Source organism: Pseudomonas sp. GM48, assembly GCF_000282335.1.
GTDB lineage: Bacteria > Pseudomonadota > Gammaproteobacteria > Pseudomonadales > Pseudomonadaceae > Aquipseudomonas.
Map to the genome: position 1 here is coordinate 1 of NZ_AKJM01000029.1, position 18032 is coordinate 18032.

General features: G+C 61.3%; 16 protein-coding genes. 12 read left to right on the plus strand and 4 right to left on the minus strand.

What is annotated here, in order from left to right:
* From msrB to msrA, 3 genes are all read left to right on the plus strand, one after another.
* The coding region (gene msrB, locus PMI28_RS25180; protein WP_007982544.1) for a peptide-methionine (R)-S-oxide reductase at positions 1 to 215 on the plus strand (215 nt) is incomplete at its 5' end.
* Positions 216 to 248: 33 nt separating this feature from the next.
* On the plus strand, positions 249 to 2024 hold the full coding sequence (locus PMI28_RS25175; RefSeq protein WP_007982546.1) for a cytochrome c biogenesis protein DipZ: 1776 nt from the start codon (positions 249 to 251) through the stop codon (positions 2022 to 2024).
* A gap of 30 nt (positions 2025 to 2054) precedes the next feature.
* Positions 2055 to 2762, plus strand: coding sequence for a peptide-methionine (S)-S-oxide reductase MsrA (msrA, locus tag PMI28_RS25170; RefSeq protein WP_007982548.1), 708 nt, complete (start codon positions 2055 to 2057; stop codon positions 2760 to 2762).
* A 43-nt stretch (positions 2763 to 2805) separates the two neighbouring features.
* On the opposite strand, the gene PMI28_RS25165 is transcribed toward msrA, so the two are convergent.
* Positions 2806 to 3723, minus strand: a complete 918-nt coding sequence (locus PMI28_RS25165; protein ID WP_007982549.1) for a LysR family transcriptional regulator — start codon at positions 3721 to 3723, stop codon at positions 2806 to 2808.
* Positions 3724 to 3825: 102 nt separating this feature from the next.
* Here PMI28_RS25165 and PMI28_RS25160 point away from each other — a divergent pair, with 102 nt between their 5' ends.
* Positions 3826 to 5007 (plus strand): aspartate aminotransferase family protein, encoded by a 1182-nt coding sequence (locus PMI28_RS25160; RefSeq protein WP_007982551.1) that lies wholly within the window; start codon positions 3826 to 3828, stop codon positions 5005 to 5007.
* A gap of 232 nt (positions 5008 to 5239) precedes the next feature.
* Here PMI28_RS25160 and PMI28_RS25155 read toward each other — a convergent pair whose 3' ends face one another.
* Both PMI28_RS25155 and PMI28_RS25150 read right to left on the minus strand, forming a co-directional pair.
* On the minus strand, positions 5240 to 5734 hold the full coding sequence (locus PMI28_RS25155; protein ID WP_007982553.1) for an adenylate kinase: 495 nt from the start codon (positions 5732 to 5734) through the stop codon (positions 5240 to 5242).
* A gap of 117 nt (positions 5735 to 5851) precedes the next feature.
* On the minus strand, positions 5852 to 7774 hold the full coding sequence (locus tag PMI28_RS25150; protein ID WP_007982554.1) for an alkaline phosphatase D family protein: 1923 nt from the start codon (positions 7772 to 7774) through the stop codon (positions 5852 to 5854).
* A 268-nt stretch (positions 7775 to 8042) separates the two neighbouring features.
* Between PMI28_RS25150 and PMI28_RS25145 the strand changes: the two genes are divergently transcribed.
* From PMI28_RS25145 to PMI28_RS25110, 8 genes are all read left to right on the plus strand, one after another.
* Positions 8043 to 9023 carry a quinone oxidoreductase family protein gene (locus tag PMI28_RS25145; RefSeq protein WP_007982556.1) on the plus strand — a complete coding sequence of 327 codons (981 nt, stop codon included), beginning with the start codon at positions 8043 to 8045 and terminating at the stop codon, positions 9021 to 9023.
* Between the two features lie 13 nt (positions 9024 to 9036).
* Positions 9037 to 9885: a TauD/TfdA dioxygenase family protein gene (locus PMI28_RS25140; protein ID WP_007982558.1), complete on the plus strand. Its 849-nt coding sequence runs from the start codon at positions 9037 to 9039 to the stop codon at positions 9883 to 9885.
* A gap of 96 nt (positions 9886 to 9981) precedes the next feature.
* Complete coding sequence (locus PMI28_RS25135; RefSeq protein ID WP_007982560.1) at positions 9982 to 11034, plus strand: 3-keto-5-aminohexanoate cleavage protein; 1053 nt, start codon at positions 9982 to 9984, stop codon at positions 11032 to 11034.
* A gap of 91 nt (positions 11035 to 11125) precedes the next feature.
* Positions 11126 to 12457: an MFS transporter gene (locus tag PMI28_RS25130; RefSeq protein WP_007982562.1), complete on the plus strand. Its 1332-nt coding sequence runs from the start codon at positions 11126 to 11128 to the stop codon at positions 12455 to 12457.
* Complete coding sequence (locus PMI28_RS25125; protein ID WP_007982565.1) at positions 12454 to 13116, plus strand: DsbA family oxidoreductase; 663 nt, start codon at positions 12454 to 12456, stop codon at positions 13114 to 13116. Before PMI28_RS25130 ends, PMI28_RS25125 begins: the two co-directional genes overlap by 4 nt.
* The gene (locus PMI28_RS25120; RefSeq protein WP_007982568.1) at positions 13113 to 13439 is read left to right on the plus strand and encodes a Rieske (2Fe-2S) protein; all 327 of its coding nucleotides are present in this window, start codon (positions 13113 to 13115) and stop codon (positions 13437 to 13439) included. Before PMI28_RS25125 ends, PMI28_RS25120 begins: the two co-directional genes overlap by 4 nt.
* Positions 13436 to 14446 (plus strand): YeiH family protein, encoded by a 1011-nt coding sequence (locus PMI28_RS25115; protein ID WP_007982570.1) that lies wholly within the window; start codon positions 13436 to 13438, stop codon positions 14444 to 14446. Before PMI28_RS25120 ends, PMI28_RS25115 begins: the two co-directional genes overlap by 4 nt.
* Before the next feature lie 361 nt (positions 14447 to 14807).
* The gene (locus PMI28_RS25110) at positions 14808 to 17519 is read left to right on the plus strand and encodes a C2H2-type zinc finger protein (protein ID WP_007982572.1); all 2712 of its coding nucleotides are present in this window, start codon (positions 14808 to 14810) and stop codon (positions 17517 to 17519) included.
* A 39-nt stretch (positions 17520 to 17558) separates the two neighbouring features.
* Here the strand turns inward: PMI28_RS25110 and PMI28_RS25105 are convergent, their stop codons facing one another.
* Positions 17559 to 17873: a helix-turn-helix domain-containing protein gene (locus tag PMI28_RS25105; RefSeq protein ID WP_274517531.1), complete on the minus strand. Its 315-nt coding sequence runs from the start codon at positions 17871 to 17873 to the stop codon at positions 17559 to 17561.
* Positions 17874 to 18032 lie beyond the last annotated feature (159 nt).

Consider the following 18032-nt stretch of genomic DNA (forward strand, 5'->3'; position numbering starts at 1 on the left):
CCCCCAGCCGTACCGGCTGGCCGAGTTTCTGGGCGCCGCTGGACAAGGCCGTGGCGACCCGTCAGGACCGTGCGTTCGGCATGGTCCGCGAGGAAGTTCACTGCCGGCGCTGCGGCGGGCATTTGGGCCATGTCTTCGATGACGGCCCGAAACCCACCGGCCTGCGTTACTGCATGAACGGCCTGGCGATGAAATTCGTGCCGAAGACGGTGTGATTCCTTTCCACTCATTTTTTGCAGGTAACCGCCATGTGGCTGCTGGTCCTCGCTTATCTCGGTGGTGTGCTGACGATTGTCAGCCCGTGCATTCTGCCGGTGTTGCCGTTTGTCTTCGCCCGCACCGGGCAACCGTTCGTCAAAAGCGGATTGCCGCTGCTGGCAGGGATGGCACTGACTTTCGCGCTGGTCGCCACGCTGGCGGCGGTTGGCGGAGGCTGGGTGGTGCAGCTCAATCAGTACGGCCGCTGGCTGGCACTGGCGTTTGTGACGCTGTTCGGTCTGACGCTATTGCTGCCGCAATTGGCCGAGCGCCTGACCCGGCCGCTAGTGGCGGCCGGCAGTCGCCTGTCCGAGGTGGCGGGGGCCGATTCGCGGCCGCGTCCTGGCGCTTCGTTTCTGATCGGCGTTGCCACGGGATTACTGTGGGCGCCCTGTGCCGGGCCGATCCTGGGTTTGCTGTTGACCGGTGCGGCGCTGCAGGGCGCGAGCATCCAGACCACGTTACTGTTGCTGGCCTATGCGGCCGGGGCGGCTACCTCCCTTGCGCTGGCATTGCTGTTAGGGGGCAAGGTTTTCACGGCGATGAAGCGCTCGATTGGCGCCGGCGAATGGGTTCGTCGCGGCTTGGGCGGCGCAATGCTGGCCGGCGTAGCGGCGATTGCCCTGGGGTTGGATACGGGGATTCTGGCCCGGTTTTCCACGGCATCTACCGGTGGAATCGAGCAAGCGTTGGTGGAGAAACTGTCCGGCAAATTGCCGCGTAACAGCGGGGCGATGATCGCGCAGAACGCGGCCGCCGAGGGCGCGGTGCAAGTGGCTGACAAAACCTCGGGCACCTTGCCGGTCGAAGGCAACCTGCCTTCGCTGGACGGCGCCGTGCAATGGCTCAACTCGCCGCCCCTCGATGCCCAGGCCTTGAAAGGCAAGGTTGTGCTGGTGGATTTCTGGACCTACTCCTGCATCAACTGCCTGCGTTCGCTGCCTTACGTCAAAGCCTGGGCCGAGAAGTATCGCGATCAGGGCCTGGTGGTGATCGGCGTGCATGCGCCCGAGTTTGCCTTCGAGCGCGACGTCAACAATGTCACCAAAGCCATGAAAGACCTGGGCATCAACTACCCGGTGGCCATCGACAACGAGTTCAAGATCTGGCGCGCCTTCAACAACGAATACTGGCCAGCGCATTACTTTGCCGATGCCCAGGGACGCATTCGTTATCACCACTTCGGTGAAGGCGAGTACGCCGAATCGGAGCGAGTCATCCAGCAATTGCTGCGTGAGGCAGGCGCTGCAAAAGTTGCGGACGGGCTGATCGATGCCAAGGCCGATGGCGTGCAAATGGCCCCGGACAACAACGCCGTGCAGTCGCCGGAAACCTATGTGGGCTACCAGCGCGCGGAGCATTTCGTGCCGGAAACCGCGTTGGTGCCGGACAAGGTCGCGGCCTACAACCCGCCGGCGCAACTGGCCCTCAACGACTGGAGCCTGGGCGGGCAGTGGCATGTCGGCCCGGAGCGGGCCACCGCCAGCGCACCGGCCAGCCGCATCGTCTATCGCTTCCACGCCCGTGATTTGCATTTGGTGCTCGGCCCTGGCGCCGATGGCAAACCGGTGCGCTTCAAGGTGTTGATCGACGGCCAGGCCCCCGGCGATGCCCATGGCATGGACGTGGCCCCGGATGGCAGCGGCACCGTAACCGAGCAGCGCTTGTACCAACTGGTGCGGCAAAACGGCGGTGTAAGCGACCGGACCTTCAGTATCGAGTTTCTTGATCCGGGCGCGTCGGCTTACGCCTTCACGTTCGGCTGATAACTTTTCAACGATTCAGGAGTTCGCCCCATGAAAAACCTCTTTAGCTGGCGCCGTACCCTGCTGGGGCTGGCGGCTGCCGGCATCATCAGCCAATGCTCGGCCTTCTCGTTCGGTGGTGCCGAAGAGGCGGTGATCATTCCACCGCCGACCCTCGACGAAACCACCCAGGCCCGCAGCGAAACCGCGGTGTTCGCCGGTGGCTGTTTCTGGGGCGTTCAAGGTGTGTTCCAGCATGTCAAAGGCGTGAAGAATGCCGTCTCCGGCTACGCGGGCGGGGCGGCCAATACCGCGCATTACGAGCGTGTCAGCGGCGGCAATACCGGCCATGCGGAATCGGTCGAAGTCACCTTCGATCCAGCTCAAGTCAGCTATGGCACCTTGCTGCAAATCTACTTTTCGGTGGCGCACAACCCGACCGAACTCAACCGTCAGGGGCCGGACAGCGGCACCCAGTATCGCTCGGCGATCTTCACCAAAAGCGCTGAGCAGCAGCGGGTCGCGCAGGCTTACATCGCCCAGCTCGACGCCGCGCATTCGTTCGATAAACCGATCGTGACCAAGCTGGAAACTTTCAACGGTTTCTATCCGGCGGAGGAGGAACATCAGAATTTCCTGACCGAACATCCGACCTATCCGTACATCGTGATCAATGACTTGCCGAAGGTGGCGCAGCTCAAGCAGTTGTACCCGAATCGTTATCAGGAACAACCGGTGCTGGTGAAGTCGGGGATGTGAGTGAATGGGAGATGGATAACCCTGCCACTGACTCGTGCATGGTCTATTCGGCCAACGGGTGCTTGCCCCACCTCTGTACAGCGAATTCGACGAAACGCCGCAGTTTCGGCAAACGGTGGCGATCCTGGGCATAGACCAGGTGCATCGGCCGACTGGGCGGGCAGTAATCGGGCATCAAGGCCAGCAGCTTTCCGTCCTTGAGGTCCTGCTCGACTAGGGCGTCGGGCATCATCACGATGCCCATGCCGGTTCGCGCTGCCTGATGCAGTCCGGCCGAACTGTTGATCAGCATCGGCCCGCTGACCCCCACGCTGACTTCGCCATCGGGCCCGGCCAGGCGCCATTCCTTTTGCACCGATTGCCAGTCATCGCCGGCCGGATAGGCAAAGGACAGGCAATCGTGGAGCCGCAGGTCTTCCGGTGTCTGCGGTGTGCCCCGACGGGCCAGATATTCCGGTGACGCGCACATGGTCAGGGTGTAGTCGATCAGCGGGCGGGCGATCAGGTTGGAGGGCTCCAGTGCGCCGAGGCGAAACGCCACATCCAGACCGTTTTCCAGCAGATCCGGGCGCCGGTTGGTCAGTACTACGTCGAGTTTCACCCGCGGGTTTTGCCGGCTGAACTCACTCAGTGCCGGCGCCAGACGTTCGGTGCCGAAGGTCAAGGGCGCGGTGATACGCAAGATGCCGCTCGGTTCGTCGAGCGCCTGTTCGGCCAGTCGCTCGGAATCAGCCACCAACCCCAACACTTCCAGGCAACGCTGGTAATACGCGGCACCGAACTCGGTCAGCCGCTGGCGCCTGGTCGTGCGGTTGAGCAGGCGCACACCCAGCCGTTGCTCCAGGGCCTTGAGGTGATTGCCGACCATGGTCGTGGACATTTCACACTGCAAAGCGGCGGCGGTCATGCTGCCGGTCTCCACCACTTTCACGTAAACGGTCATTGCCTGGAATAAATCCATTATCAAGCTCGGCTTTAAAATGATTGAAGGTTTTCAGCGTTTATCCAGTTCAGGTTGCCAACCATACTGCAAAAACACCGACCCCTGCTGGAGCTTGATGTCATGACCGCCGCCTGCCTGATGAGCACTTACCAACCCCTGGCCCTGAGTTTCAACAAGGGCCTGGGCACTCGCCTGTGGGATCAGGCCGGTCGCGAATACCTGGATGCGGTCGCCGGTGTGGCGGTGACCAACGTCGGCCACTCCCACCCGAAAATCGTTGCCGCCATTACAGAGCAGGCCGGATTGCTGCTGCACACGTCGAATCTCTACAGCATCGACTGGCAGCAACGGCTGGCGCAGAAACTGACCCGCCTGGCGGGCATGGACCGGGCGTTTTTCAACAACTCCGGGGCCGAAGCCAACGAAACCGCACTGAAAATCGCCCGGCTGCATGGCTGGCACAAAGGCATCGAGCAGCCGCTGGTGGTGGTCATGGAGAACGCGTTCCACGGTCGCACCCTCGGCACGTTGTCGGCCAGCGATGGCCCGGCGGTGCGCCTGGGTTTCAACAAGCTGCCGGGGGATTTCGTCAAAGTGCCGTTCGGCGACCTCGACGCGCTGGACAAGGTGCAACAAGCCCATGGCTCGCGGATCGTGGCGGTTCTGATGGAGCCGATCCAGGGCGAAAGCGGCGTGCAACTGGCGCCACCGGGCTATCTCAAGGCCGTGCGCGAACTGTGCAACCGGCGCTCATGGCTGTTGATGCTCGATGAAATCCAGACCGGTATCGGCCGCACCGGCCAATGGTTTGCGTTCCAGCACGAAGGCATCGTCCCGGACGTCATGACCCTGGCCAAAGGCCTGGGCAACGGCGTGCCCATCGGCGCATGCCTGGCCCGTGGCAAGGCCGCCGAACTCTTTACACCGGGCAGCCACGGCAGCACCTTCGGCGGTAATCCGCTGGCTTGCCGGGTCGGATGCACCGTGCTGGATATCGTCGAAGAACAAGGGCTGCTGGAAAACGCCCGGCTTCAGGGGGAGCGCCTGCTCGAAAGATTGCGCACAGAATTGGCGGGCAACCCAAACGTCTCACAAATCCGCGGTCAGGGCCTGATGGTTGGCATCGAACTCAAGCAACCGATCCGCGACCTGAGCCTGATCGCCGCCCGGGATCACGGTTTGCTGATCAACGTCACACGGGGCAAAACCATTCGCCTGCTGCCACCGCTGACCATTGATGAGCGGGAGGTGGAGATGATAGTCGAAGGGGTGAGTCTGGCGATTTCGCAAGTTCTCGATTGACTGGAATAATCGTTCAGCGTTGGCTTTGGACCGTAGTAGGTAAGCAGTTTCATCAGACACGTCGAGGCCAACCGGCGTGTTCTTTTTTATTCTGCAGCGACTCAGCAAGCATCGGATAAATCGCATTGTCTTCTCCGCATCTGGATAGGAGTTCAGTATCCGTCGGCGTTTCAAAAGACGTTTCCGCAAGTGGTGTAGTCCAGATCCGATTTGAAAGGATCAGACACTGTGGTTAACCGGTACTTTGCATTGCACTGAAAAAATCCGTGATTTCAGTTCGATCCATCAACTGAATCTTTGAACCGGTAAACCCTTCGAACAGGTGCCGATGGGCCGCAAAGCCACTGGGGTCATCACGCTTTCGATAGCTTTCGGCCCACTCCAGCAATGCAATCAATCGTTCGTCATCGTTGGCTTCCCGACAGCGAATGTCGGCGACGCAATCATCGTCATCAACACACAGCCAGATCAACGCCGTGGCGCGGTGGAGGATTTCACTGACGATCCAGCCGTAACCCCCTTCGATCACCCAGCGCTCTTCATCGGCCGCGATCCGCGCCATTCCCAACGCTTCATTTCTGGGGCGGGCGATGCTGTGTTCGTCGGACAGCCAGTGAATCCTGTCGAGATCGGTCCAGGGCACACGCAATTGCTCGGCCAGCCGCTGCGCCAGCCAGCTCTTGCCCGAGCCCGAGTTGCCGATGATCAAGGTTCGGGTGAGGTCCATGAGCGACTCCGATCAATTGTGGGAGCGAGCTTGCTCGCGATGACGGTGTGCCAGTCACCACTAAAGTGACCGACAGACTGCAATCGCGAGCAAGCTCGCTCCCACAGTTTTTTGTGATCACTCGTCGCTTTCGGGCGCCACCATCCGCGTCTTCGGCGAGCCATTGGAGTTGTGCTGAAAAATGTCCTGCGGCTGACCTTTTTCATTAAAGAACACCTGGCCGATCCCCGCCGAGTTCCATAGCCGCTCACCAGCTTCGGCGTGTTCAGGAACATGCGGCACGATGCGCATGCGTCGACGTTTGGTCAGCCAGTTCAGCGGCGAGCGTGGCGAGTACAGCCAGCGGTTGAGGCGGTCGAACCATTCGAGCAGGGTGGCCGGGAATTCGTTCTTGATGCCGCTGCTGGTGATCTGCCAGATGCGCGGCCCGGCCTTGCGGTGGCGGATCAGCACTTCGTAGACGAAGGAATAGTGCACATCGCCCGACAGCACCACGTAGTTACCCGGCGTGCGCGAGTGGCGGAAAATGTTCAGGATCACCTGGGCCGCGCCGCGATGGGCCATCCAGTTTTCCGCGTCCACCAGCAGTGGATAACCGCACCAGCTGAATACCCGCTGCACGGTTTCAATCAGTTTGACGCCGAAGATCGGCGCCGGTGAAACGATGATCGCGCTCGGGTGGTCCAGCAGTTCCTGTTGCAGTTCGCTGAGGGCTTCCCAGTCGAGCAAACCGGAAGGTTGCTTGAGGTTCATCTCGCTGCGCCAGCGCCGGGTGCGGGTGTCGATCACCACCATGGCCGGTGTGGTCGGCAGCACGTAATGCCAGTGCTGGAATTTCAGCAGGTCATCGATCAGATCGTCCTGAACCGTGCTGTCGAGGTGCCGGTCCTGCGTGCTGGCGCTCAACGCACCGGCCTTGTGCAGCAGGGCAGCGAACGCATCCGGGTTGTTGCCCCAGCCCTGGCACAGCATGTACGCCAGCAGCGCGTTGCCGATGATGCGCCGGGAGAACGGATGGCCGTAGGCCGTTTCCTCCCATTGCGCGGATAGGTTCCAGTCATCGGTGATGTCGTGGTCGTCGAAAATCATCAGCGTCGGCAGATGGGCCATTGCTCGCGCGACGTTGCCAAGGCCTGCCTTGAAGGCATCGATGCGCATCTGCTCAAGGGCGTAGCGTTCAAGTCTTTGCGGCGTCAGCGCCGGTGCCTGTGGGTCGATGAGGGTCCAGGGCGTTGGCGACCAGACCAGCAAATACATGGCCATGACTTCGGCGAAGGTCACCAGGTGATTGTCGGCACTGCTGCTGGTGAAAATCGGCTTGCGCGCGCCACCGAAAAAACGTTCGCGCAGGGTTTCATTGCTTTGTAGCGCCGGCAGCAGATCCGCACGGTGGTAGTAGCTGGCCGGATGCTCGTAGAGCCTGGCGCTATCGCTGACCACGGCACCGTCGAGGTGCTCCCCGAACAGGCCCAGGCGCTCGATCAAGGCGTGAATTGCCCGCAACATCGGCCCCGCGACATCGTCGGCGTAGACCTGGTCGCCGGTCATCATCAGTAGCGCCGGGCGGTCCTTGGCGGCGTGTTTTTGCGCCAGCAACTGGTCGACGCAGAGCAATCCGTCAACGGCCGGATGATGAGGTTTGCGGCAGGAGCCGTGCAGCAATTGATCGACCCGCGCTCGCAAGACGAAGTTCGGGCAACGGGCATCGCCGTACAGCAGGTGTGGCGCCCAGTCGGCGATGCCTTGTTCTGCGCCATCGATCAGCAGGTCATAGTCGATCGACTCATCCCGGGGCAGGGCGCAATCGAGTTGCACATCGATCAAGTGCACAAAGGCACGAGCCCCCACCGCGATCACCGTGCATTGCCCGGCATCGAGACAAATATCGCCGACGCCCTGCAAGCGCAAGGTCAGCGCCAGTGCCCGGGAACCCACCAGCCACAGCGCCAGCCGCGTGGGCTCGAGGCGCCGCAACAGCGGGCCAGCCAGGACCGGCGGCAGGGCTTGGTGATCGTCGGACAGTGGCAGCGTTTCGGACATCCGGATTCAAGACTCTTGGGGGATCGAGGCGGGCGATGATAGCGCAGGTGGCGAATGGACAGGCTAGAGTGAGTCTGCCGCGCCATGTGTCGGCGTTTCGAGTGAAAGGCCCGGATTCAGCAACCCGCAAACTCCGGCCGCCCGCGTCTGTCATCAAATGAAAAGCCATTGTCGTCTGATGAGAAGCGTCTCAACAGGCCTCGTCCTACAGTCCAATCAGCGCAATTCGATGCAACACGCCCATATTGCAGATTGGAGAATAAGAAAAATGGCCAAAGCCGTACGCTTCTACGAAACCGGTGGTCCCGAAGTTCTACGTTACGAGGACGTCGAAGTCGGCGAACCCGGTCCAGGCCAGGTTCGGCTTCGTCATGTGGCGGTTGGTTTGAACTACGCCGACACCTATTTCCGTAACGGTACCTATCCGATTCCCATGCCCAACGGCATGGGCGTCGAGGCCTCTGGCGTAGTCCAGGCCGTTGGTGAAGGGGTCACCAACGTCGAGGTTGGTGATCGCGTCACCTACACCGGTTTTCTCAACACCCTCGGCGCCTACAGCACCGAACGCCTGATCCCGGCCGCGCCGCTGATCAAGCTGCCGGAAACCATCAGCTTCGAGACCGCTGCCGCGATGACCATGCGCGGTTTGACGTCTTCGTACCTGATGCGCCGCATCTACGACTTCAAGGCCGGCGACAGCATCCTGCTGCACGCCGCTGCCGGCGGTGTCGGCCTGATCGTTTCGCAGTGGGCCAAGTTGCTGGGCCTGAACGTGATCGGCACGGTTTCGACCGAGCAAAAGGCGGAAATCGCTCGCGCTCACGGTTGCGACCATACGATCAATTACAGCCATGAAGACGTTGCTGCGCGGGTTCGCGAGCTGACCGACGGTGTCGGCGTCAACGTGGTGTTCGACAGCGTTGGCAAGAACACCTTCATGGGGTCGCTGGATTCGTTGAAACCCCGTGGCCTGATGGTCTGTGTGGGTACCGCGTCGGGGCCGATCCCGGCGTTCGACCCGGTGCTGCTGGCGATGAAAGGTTCGCTGTTCCTGACCCGTCCGGCCCTGGCCAACTACATCAGCGACCCTGCGGAAAAAGCCGCCCTGGCCGGTGAGCTGTTCGACCACGTCGGCAGCGGCCGGATCAAGATCGAGATCAACCAGCACTACGCCTTGCAGGATGCGGTGCAGGCCCATCGCGACCTTGAATCACGCAAGACCACGGGCTCGTCGATTTTCGTTATTTAAGGAGCGGCCAGCCATGAAAGTCGAACAATTGACCTGCAACATCGGCGCCGAACTGATCGGCGTCAATCTTGCCGATGCGGTGCATGACGACGGTCTGTTTGCCGAGATTCGTGCCCAGTTGCTCAAGCACCGCGTGGTGTTCCTGCGCGATCAGGACATCACCCGCGCCGAGCACGTGGCCTTCGCCCGACGCTTTGGCGAGCTGGAGGATCATCCGGTGGCCGGCAGTGATCCGGATCATCCGGGGCTGGTGCGGATCTACAAGAATCCTGACCAGCCGATGGACCGCTATGAAAACGCCTGGCACACCGACGCCACCTGGCGCGAAGCACCGCCGATGGGCTGCGTATTGCGCTGCGTGGAATGCCCGCCAGTCGGCGGCGACACCATGTGGGCCAACATGGTCGAGGCTTACGCGAATTTGCCGGACGACGTGAAAGCGAAAATCGCTGACCTGCGCGCCCGCCACAGCATCGAAGCGAGCTTCGGCGCCGCCATGCCGATCGAAAAGCGTCTGGCGCTGAAGGCGATGTATCCGGATTCCGAACATCCGGTGGTGCGCACCCATCCGGAAACCGGCGAGAAAGTGTTGTTCGTCAACGCCTTCACCACCCATTTCAGCAACTACCACACCCCTGAGCGGGTGCGCTTCGGCCAGGACGCCAACCCCGGCGCCAGCGAGTTGCTGCGCTACCTGATCAGCCAGGCATACATCCCCGAGTATCAGGTGCGCTGGCGCTGGAAGCCGAACAGCATCGCCATCTGGGACAACCGCAGTACCCAGCACTACGCCGTCATGGATTACCCGCCGTGCCATCGCAAGATGGAACGCGCCGGGATCATCGGCGACAAGACGTTCTGATCGAACGCCACCTGCATCCGCTCTCGTAAACACGTCTGCCCGGCACGACCCCGGGTGGACGGAACAATCATAAGAACTGTAAGAACTGGAGTAACCATGCAATTCTTCGACGATTCCCTGCACCCCGAAAACATGGAAAAGGTAGTCATCACCGTGGCCCCGTACGGCCCGGAATGGATGCCCGAAGACTTCCCGGAAGACATCCCGCTGACTATGGACGAGCAAGTCCAGAAAGCGGTCGAATGTTATGAAGCCGGCGCCACCGTACTGCATCTGCACGTGCGTGAACTGGACGGCAAGGGTTCCAAGCGTCTGTCGAAGTTCAACGAGCTGATCGCCGGTGTGCGTGAAGCCGTGCCGGACATGATCATCCAGGTCGGCGGCTCGATTTCCTTCGCCCCGGAAAGCGATGGTGAAGCGGCCAAGTGGCTGTCCGACGACACCCGCCACATGCTGGCCGAGCTGACGCCGAAGCCGGATCAGGTCACCGTGGCCATCAACACCACCCAGATGAATATCATGGAGCTGCTGTATCCGGAATACCTGGAAGGCACCTCACTGGCCAACCCGATGTTCCAGGCCGCCTACAGCGAAATGACCGTACCGGCCGGCCCTGCCTGGGTTGCCGAGCACCTCAAGCGCCTGACGGAAAACGGCATTCAGCCGCACTTCCAGTTGACCGGCATGCACGCCATGGAAACCCTCGAGCGCCTGGTGCGCAGGGGTATCTACAAGGGCCCGCTGAACCTGACCTGGATCGGCATCGGCGGTGGCTTCGACGGCCCGAACCCGTTCAACTTCTTCAACTTCATCCACCGCGCGCCGGACGGTTGCACCCTGACCTCCGAATCGCTGCTCAAGAACGTCATGCCGTTCAACACCATGGCGATGGCCATGGGCATGCACCCGCGCGTGGGCAATGAAGACACTATCATTGATCACAAGGGCGATCGTTTCGGCTCAGTGGCGCAGATCCGGCAAACCGTGCGCATCGCCCACGAACTGGGCCGCGAAATCGCCAGCGGCAAAGAAGCCCGCGAGATCTACCGCATCGGCGTGCAGTACGAAACCATCGAAGAAACCCTGTTGGCCAACGGCATGGCCCCCAACCGCAAGGCTGGGCAAAAAGGTGTACCGCAACGCGGTTGACCGAGGGTCGGGACGAGAGGCCGTGACCTCTCGTCCGCCTGACCGTTACACGCTTGATAACAAAAATAAATAAAAGCTTTGAGGAGGCTGCATGGCCTTTCACCCAATCGCCGCCGACGATGACGACGCAGGTAGCGTCGGCGTTGCGCGCCAATATGCCTGGATCGTCTTTGCACTGACGTTCGGCCTGTTGATTTCCGATTACATGTCGCGTCAGGTACTGAACGCGGTGTTCCCCCTGCTCAAGACTGAGTGGGCGTTGAGCGACGGACAGCTGGGTCTGCTCAGCGGCATTGTGGCGCTGATGGTGGGGCTGCTGACGTTCCCGCTGTCGTTGATGGCCGACCGTTTCGGCCGGGTCAAGAGCCTGGCGCTGATGGCGTTCCTGTGGAGCGTGGCGACCCTGGGTTGCGCGTTGGCGCAGGACTACCAGCAGATGTTCATCGCGCGGTTCATGGTCGGTGTCGGCGAAGCCGCCTACGGCAGCGTGGGCATCGCGGTGGTGATTTCGGTGTTCCCCAAACACATGCGCGCCACCCTGGCCAGTGCCTTCATGGCGGGCGGGATGTTCGGTTCGGTGTTGGGCATGGCGCTGGGCGGAGCCATCGCGGCCAAGCTCGGCTGGCGCTGGTCGTTCGCCGGCATGTCGTTGTTTGGCCTGGTGCTGGCGATGCTTTATCCGCTCATCGTCAAGGAAGCGCGTATTGCGCCACAGCGTGCCGCGCAGATTGCGAACAAGACGGCTGCCGCGGTCAAGCGTCCGCTGCGCACGCTGTGGTCCAGCCGTTCGGTGGTGTCGACCTACATCGCCAGCGGCTTGCAGTTGTTCGTCGGCGGTACGGTGATGGTGTGGATTCCCAGCTATCTCAACCGCTACTACGACATGCCCACCGACAAGGCCGGCGGCATGGCGGCGATCATCGTGTTGTGCAGCGGTGCGGGCATGATCCTGTGCGGCATGCTCAGCGATCGCCTGTGTCGCAACTCGCCGGAGCGCAAGGTCAGCCTGGCCATTGGTTTTTGCCTGGGCAGTTGTTTGCTGTTGTCGGCGGCGTTTGCCTTGCAGGCAGGGCCAGTGCAATTGCTGCTGATCTGCCTGGGCATGCTGATTGCCACCGGTACCACGGGACCTGCCGGCGCGATGGTTGCCAACCTGACCCATTACTCGGTGCACGGTACGGCGTTCGCCACGCTGACCCTGGCCAACAACATGCTGGGGCTGGCGCCGGGGCCGTTCATCACTGGCCGGGTGTCCGACCTCATCGGTCTGCATGCCGCGTTTCAACTGGTGCCACTGGTCAGCCTCGCGGCGGCGGCGGTGTTCTTTTATGCCAAGTGTCATTACCACAAAGATATTGCCCGGCTTCAGGGTCAGAGCGTGCCTGACCCTGTCGGTGAAGCGGGTTTAGAGGTGAAGTTGTGAGTCGTCGTTTACGTATTGATGTGTTTTTCGATTTTATCTGCCCCTGGTGCCTGATCGGCAAACGCCAACTGGAGCATGCGCAGGTACAGTTTCGCAGTCGCCACCCGGATGTGCAGATCACCACGGTGTGGCATGGCGTGCAGTTGTTGCCTCAGATTCCGGTAGAGGGTGAGCCCTTCGCCGAGTTCTATCGCAAACGCCTGGGCAATGCGGACGCCATGACCATGCGCCAGGCCCAGGTACAGCAGGCTGCCGGGGCGGTTGGACTGGCCATCGACCTCAGCCGCATCGAGACGATGCCCAACACCGCAGACGCTCATCGTTTGTTCGAGCGTGTCAACGGACTGGGCAATTCAAGTCAGCGTGAAATGTTGCTCGAACGACTGTTCGCCGCCTATTTCCACAGACGTGAAAACCTGGGTTGCCGCGAGACTTTGCTCGCCATTGCCCGCTCCTGCGGCGTCAATAAGGACGGGGTGCTCGATTGCCTGAAGGGCGACGCCACGCCATTTGAAGGATCCCCCGGCGCGACCAGTGGCGTGCCGAGCTTTCAGTTCGACCGCCGCATGACGGTGATTGGTGCGCAACCTGCTCAGGCGCTGCTTGGGGCGATGAACGAAGCCCTTAAGGAAAGTGATCGCGAGCGGCAGTCAGCATGATCCGGCGCATTCCCGTGCCTGCCGGCAAACACCCGCAGGCCGGTGGTCGGGCGCTGTTCGAATTCGAAGACAAAAGCCTGGCGTTGTTCAACGTCGACGGGCAGCTGTTTGCCATCGATGACAGTTGCCCACATCAGGGCGCCTCGCTGTGTGGCGGGCGTCTTGAGGGGCGGGTGATTCAATGCTGCGCCCATGGCCTGCGCTTCGATCTGCGCAGTGGCTACATGCTCAATTCCACCTTGGTCAAAGTCACCAACTACCCGGTCGAGATCATCGACGACCAGGCGTTTATCGTCATCGCTTCCGAGGAGTCCGCGCCATGAGCGTCATTGCTCTCACCCGTATCCACAGTCGCACGCGCGAACTGGCACCGGGGTTTATCGTCAGCCTGATCGTGGCGGCCGCCGCGTCGTTCTTGTCCGAGCACTACGGTGCGCCGGTCATGCTGTTTGCCTTGCTGCTGGGCATGGCCCTGAATTTTCTCGCCGATGACGGTCCGTGCAAGGCCGGCATCGAGTTCACCGCCCGCACGGTGTTGCGCATTGGCGTGGCGCTGCTGGGCATGCGCATCACCCTGGAGCAAATGGCGGCGCTGGGCTGGAAGCCGATTGCGCTGGTGGTGATTCTGGTGGTGGTGACCATCAGTGTGTCGGTGGTCGCGGCCAAGGCCCTGGGTTTCCAGCGCCTGTTCGGCATGCTCACCGGTGGCGCGACGGCCATCTGCGGCGCCTCGGCGGCCCTGGCATTGGCAGCGGCGCTGCCGAACCATCCGCAGAAAGAGCGCGCCACACTGTTCACGGTGATCGGCGTCTCGGCGCTGTCCACGATGGCGATGATCGTCTACCCGATGATCGCCAACTGGCTGCAGTTGTCGCCGCAGGTGGCGGGCGTGTTCCTCGGCGCCACGATCCACGACGTGGCCCAGGTGGTCGGCGCCGGCTACAGCATGTCGACCGAGACCGGCGACACTGCCACGGTGGTCAAACTGATGCGCGTTGCCATGCTGCTGCCGGTGATCGTCACCGCCGCGATGATCACCCGCATGCAAGGCGCCGACCCGACGGGTAAACGCCCGCCATTGTTGCCGTGGTTCGCCGTCGGTTTTCTGATTCTGGCCTGCATCAACAGCACCGGATGGGTGGCACCTGCCGTGCAAGGATCGGTCAACGAACTGTCGCGCTGGTGCCTGGTGATTTCCATCAGCGCCCTGGGCATGAAGACCCGCTTGCGCGAGCTGGCGGCGGTCGGGATCAAGCCGATCCTGCTGATGGTGGGGGAGACGGTGTTCCTGGTCGTGCTGGTGCTGTTGTTGCTGCACTGGGGCCTCTAGGTCCCGCCAAGAGAGACTGTTCGCGAAGCCTCTTTTGTAGCAGCTGGCGAAGCCTGCGTTCGAGGACGAAGTCCTCGCAAATCCGGTATACGCGGGTTGACTGACACACCGCGTTGCATGGTTTTACGTCTGCTTCGCAGCCGAACGCAGCCTCGCAGGCTCGGCAGCCTGCTACAGAGCGCCGAACTGCGTCTACTCCTCGCGCAGTGCGGCGCCCGGCCGGGGTCACAAACACCGGTCTTTCGCGGCGACTGTACCAGCAGTTGCCGTTTTTTTATGGCAGGAAATCAAAGGGATTTTTCCACCCACCTGTAATTTCTGACAGTAGACGTTGCCCGACAACGAATGCTATCCAGAGCCCATGAACAATCCCTCTGTGCATCACGCCACGCCCACCCTCGCGGTCATGGATCCGAGAGGGCTCGCTTTGCGCGGCGTGGGCTACTGGCGCTCACAGGCCGGGCAAGCGCCGCAGGCGCGGGTCACGCGGCAGGTATTCGATGCGGCGGGGCGTGGGACTGAGCAGTGGGATGCACGGTTGCCGGTTCCGGCGATGGGGCACAGTTTCAGCCTGACAGGGACTGTGCTGGCGACGGATAGCGTCGATGCCGGTTGGCGGGTGTTACTGCTGGGGCAGGCCGGTGAAACCCTGAGCCAGTGGGACAGCCGAGGCTCGCGGCAGGACTTTGAATACGACACCTCGCTACGCCCGACGGCGGTGATGGAGCAGGCACGTGGTAAGGCGGGGCGGGTAGTTGAGCGCTTCAAATACGGCGCCGCCGATATCGAGGTCGGCAATCAATGTGGTCGACTGATTCGCCACGACGATCCAGCCGGCACCCGTCATATGCCCGAGTACGATTTGATGGGGCTGGCGCAAAGTGAAATCAGCCACTTTCTCACGGAGTTGGACACACCCGATTGGCCGCTGGACGAGTCGGGACGTGATGCATTACTTGAATCCGGGGCGGGGCTGGAGAGCCGCTGGTCTTACAGTCCGGCGGGGGATTTGTTGAGCCTTGTCGATGCCGGCGACCACCGTCGGCGATTCGGTTACAGCGTGGCCGGACAGCTCAAGGAGGGCTGGCTGCAACCGGCGAACAACCCGGCCCCCGGACAGTGCCTGGTCCACGATATTCGCTACAACCCGAGCAACCAGGTCGAACGGGAAACCGCCGGCAACGGCGTGGTCACCGAAGCCGAATACGCCCCCAGCGACGGCCGCTTGCTGCGGTTGGCCACCGCATTACCCGGCGAATCACCCTTGCAGGATCTGCGTTATGCAGTCGACGCGGTTGGCAATATCCTTGAGATCGACGACCGTGCGCTGCCCGTGCGTTTCCATAAAAATCAACGTGTCGAGGCACGACGCACCTTCGGCTATGACAGCCTCGGCCAGTTGATCAGCGCCACCGGCTGGAAAGCCGAGCAAGCCGCTTCTTACCCGATGCCCCATTACCGCACCTCGAACGACGCCAACGCCGTGGTGAACTACCGCGAAGAATACGACTACGACCCGGCCGGCAACATGACTGAGTTGCGGCACTTCGGCGCGCAGCCCTTCACCCGGCGCTGGGCCGTCGACCCGAACAGCAATCGCAGCCTGCTTGAGGATGATCAGCCACCGGATTTCGACAGCCGCTTCGACAGCAATGGCAACCTGCGCTGTCTGCAGCGTGGCCAAGCCATGACCTGGGATTTGCGCAACCAACTCGCCAGCGTTTCGCCGGTACCACGGGAGAATGAAGCCGATGACACCGAATGCTATCTCTACGGCGGCGGAGGTAAACGCCTGCGCAAAGTCCGCACCACCCTGACCGACGCTCGGACCCTGACCGCCGAAGTGCGTTACCTGCCGGGGCTGGAGATTCATCTGCGCAACGGCATCCCCTCCCATCAAGTGCTCGACCTCGAAGCCGGACGCAACCGAGTGAAATGGCGGCAAGGGGCGAATGCGCCCGAGCACGCGTTGCGCTACCACCTGACCGATCATCTTGGTTCAAGTGCGGTGGAACTTGATGGACAGGGCAATGTACAGAGCCGCGAAGCGTATTACCCGTTTGGCGGCACGGCGTGGGAGGACCACAGCGACCAGAGCGGCGCCTGGAAAACTATTCGTTACTCGGGCAAGGAACGCGATGCGACCGGGTTGTATTACTACGGGTATCGCTACTTCGCGCCGTGGTTGAGTCGCTGGATCAACCCCGACCCGGCGGGGGCGGTGGACGGGTTGAATCTGTATGGATTTGTGGGGAATTCGCCGGTGGGGCGGGTGGATCGGGATGGGCGGGTGGGGTCGATGTTTGGTGACGACTCACAGGCGTCGTTGCCTGATAGTTTGCTTGAAACGCTGGGGATGGACGGAGCTACACATTTGACTCCAGTCGACATCAACGAAGGCGATTTCAATTCACAGGCTTCGGCATGGAGCACCAGTGGATTATTTGACGCGCCGCCGACGCAGGCTGAGTTGAATTTTGGCCGTGCGTTGGGTGGAGAAGTGTCTCCTCCCGTGTCGGGAGCTTTGAAAGCTCATACCTGCCCTACCTGCGGTAAAGCATTTACGAGACGATTTGATGTAAACAGACATCTTCGTACCCATACCGGTGAAAAGCCCTACCGCTGTGAGCATCTGGAGTGCGGCAAAGCGTTTTCGCGCAAGTCAAACTTTGCGGACCACATGCGAACCCATACCGGCGAAAAGCCCTACCGCTGTGAGCATCTGGAGTGCGGCAAAGCGTTTTCGCAAAAGCCACATCTTACGACCCACATGCGAACCCATACCGGCGCAAAGCCCTACCGCTGTGAGTATTCGGGATGCGGCCAAGCGTTTTCGCGAAAGCAACATCTTACGAACCACATGCGAATCCATACCGGCGCAAAGCCCTACCGCTGTGAGCAGCCTGGATGTGGCAAAGCATTTAGACGTAAAGACACCAAGGATAATCACTTCCGGACCCACGGACCAAAGAGGTCATGTCCAGTTGAAGACTGTCCCGCTATGGTAAGTGCCCAAGTCCATATGACAAATCATATAAAACAAAAACACCCTGGCTGGCAGCCCGGCACCTGACTGATAGCGTTTTCGAGCTTCCACAATAGTCCGACCGAATCAGGTTTCTTTCGGAACAACCTGCCCCGCAGCATCCACCTGCACTTTCGCAGCCCCCTGCTTCTGCGCCCGCCAAGTCGCCGGCGGCATCCCGAACTGACTGATAATCCACCGCGTAAACGAACTCGCCATCGAGTAGCCGAGCATGTCGGCAATGCGGCTCAGCGAGTAATTCGGGTTGTCCAGGTAGCGCAGCACCAGATCTCGACGCACATCGTTGATCACGTCGTTGAAGGCGCAACCGTCGTCCTTGAGACGGCGTTGCAAGGTTTTACGACTGCTTCGCAGCCGAACGCAGCCTCGCAGGCTCGGCAGCTGCTACAGAGCGCCGAACTGCGTCTACTCCTCGCGCAGTGCGACGCCCGGCCGGGGTCACAAACACCGGTCTTTCGCGGCGACAGTACCAGCAGTCGCCGTTTTTTTATTGGGTCGATTCGAGGGTAAAAAGCTCCTTGTCACCAACTGCCATAGGGA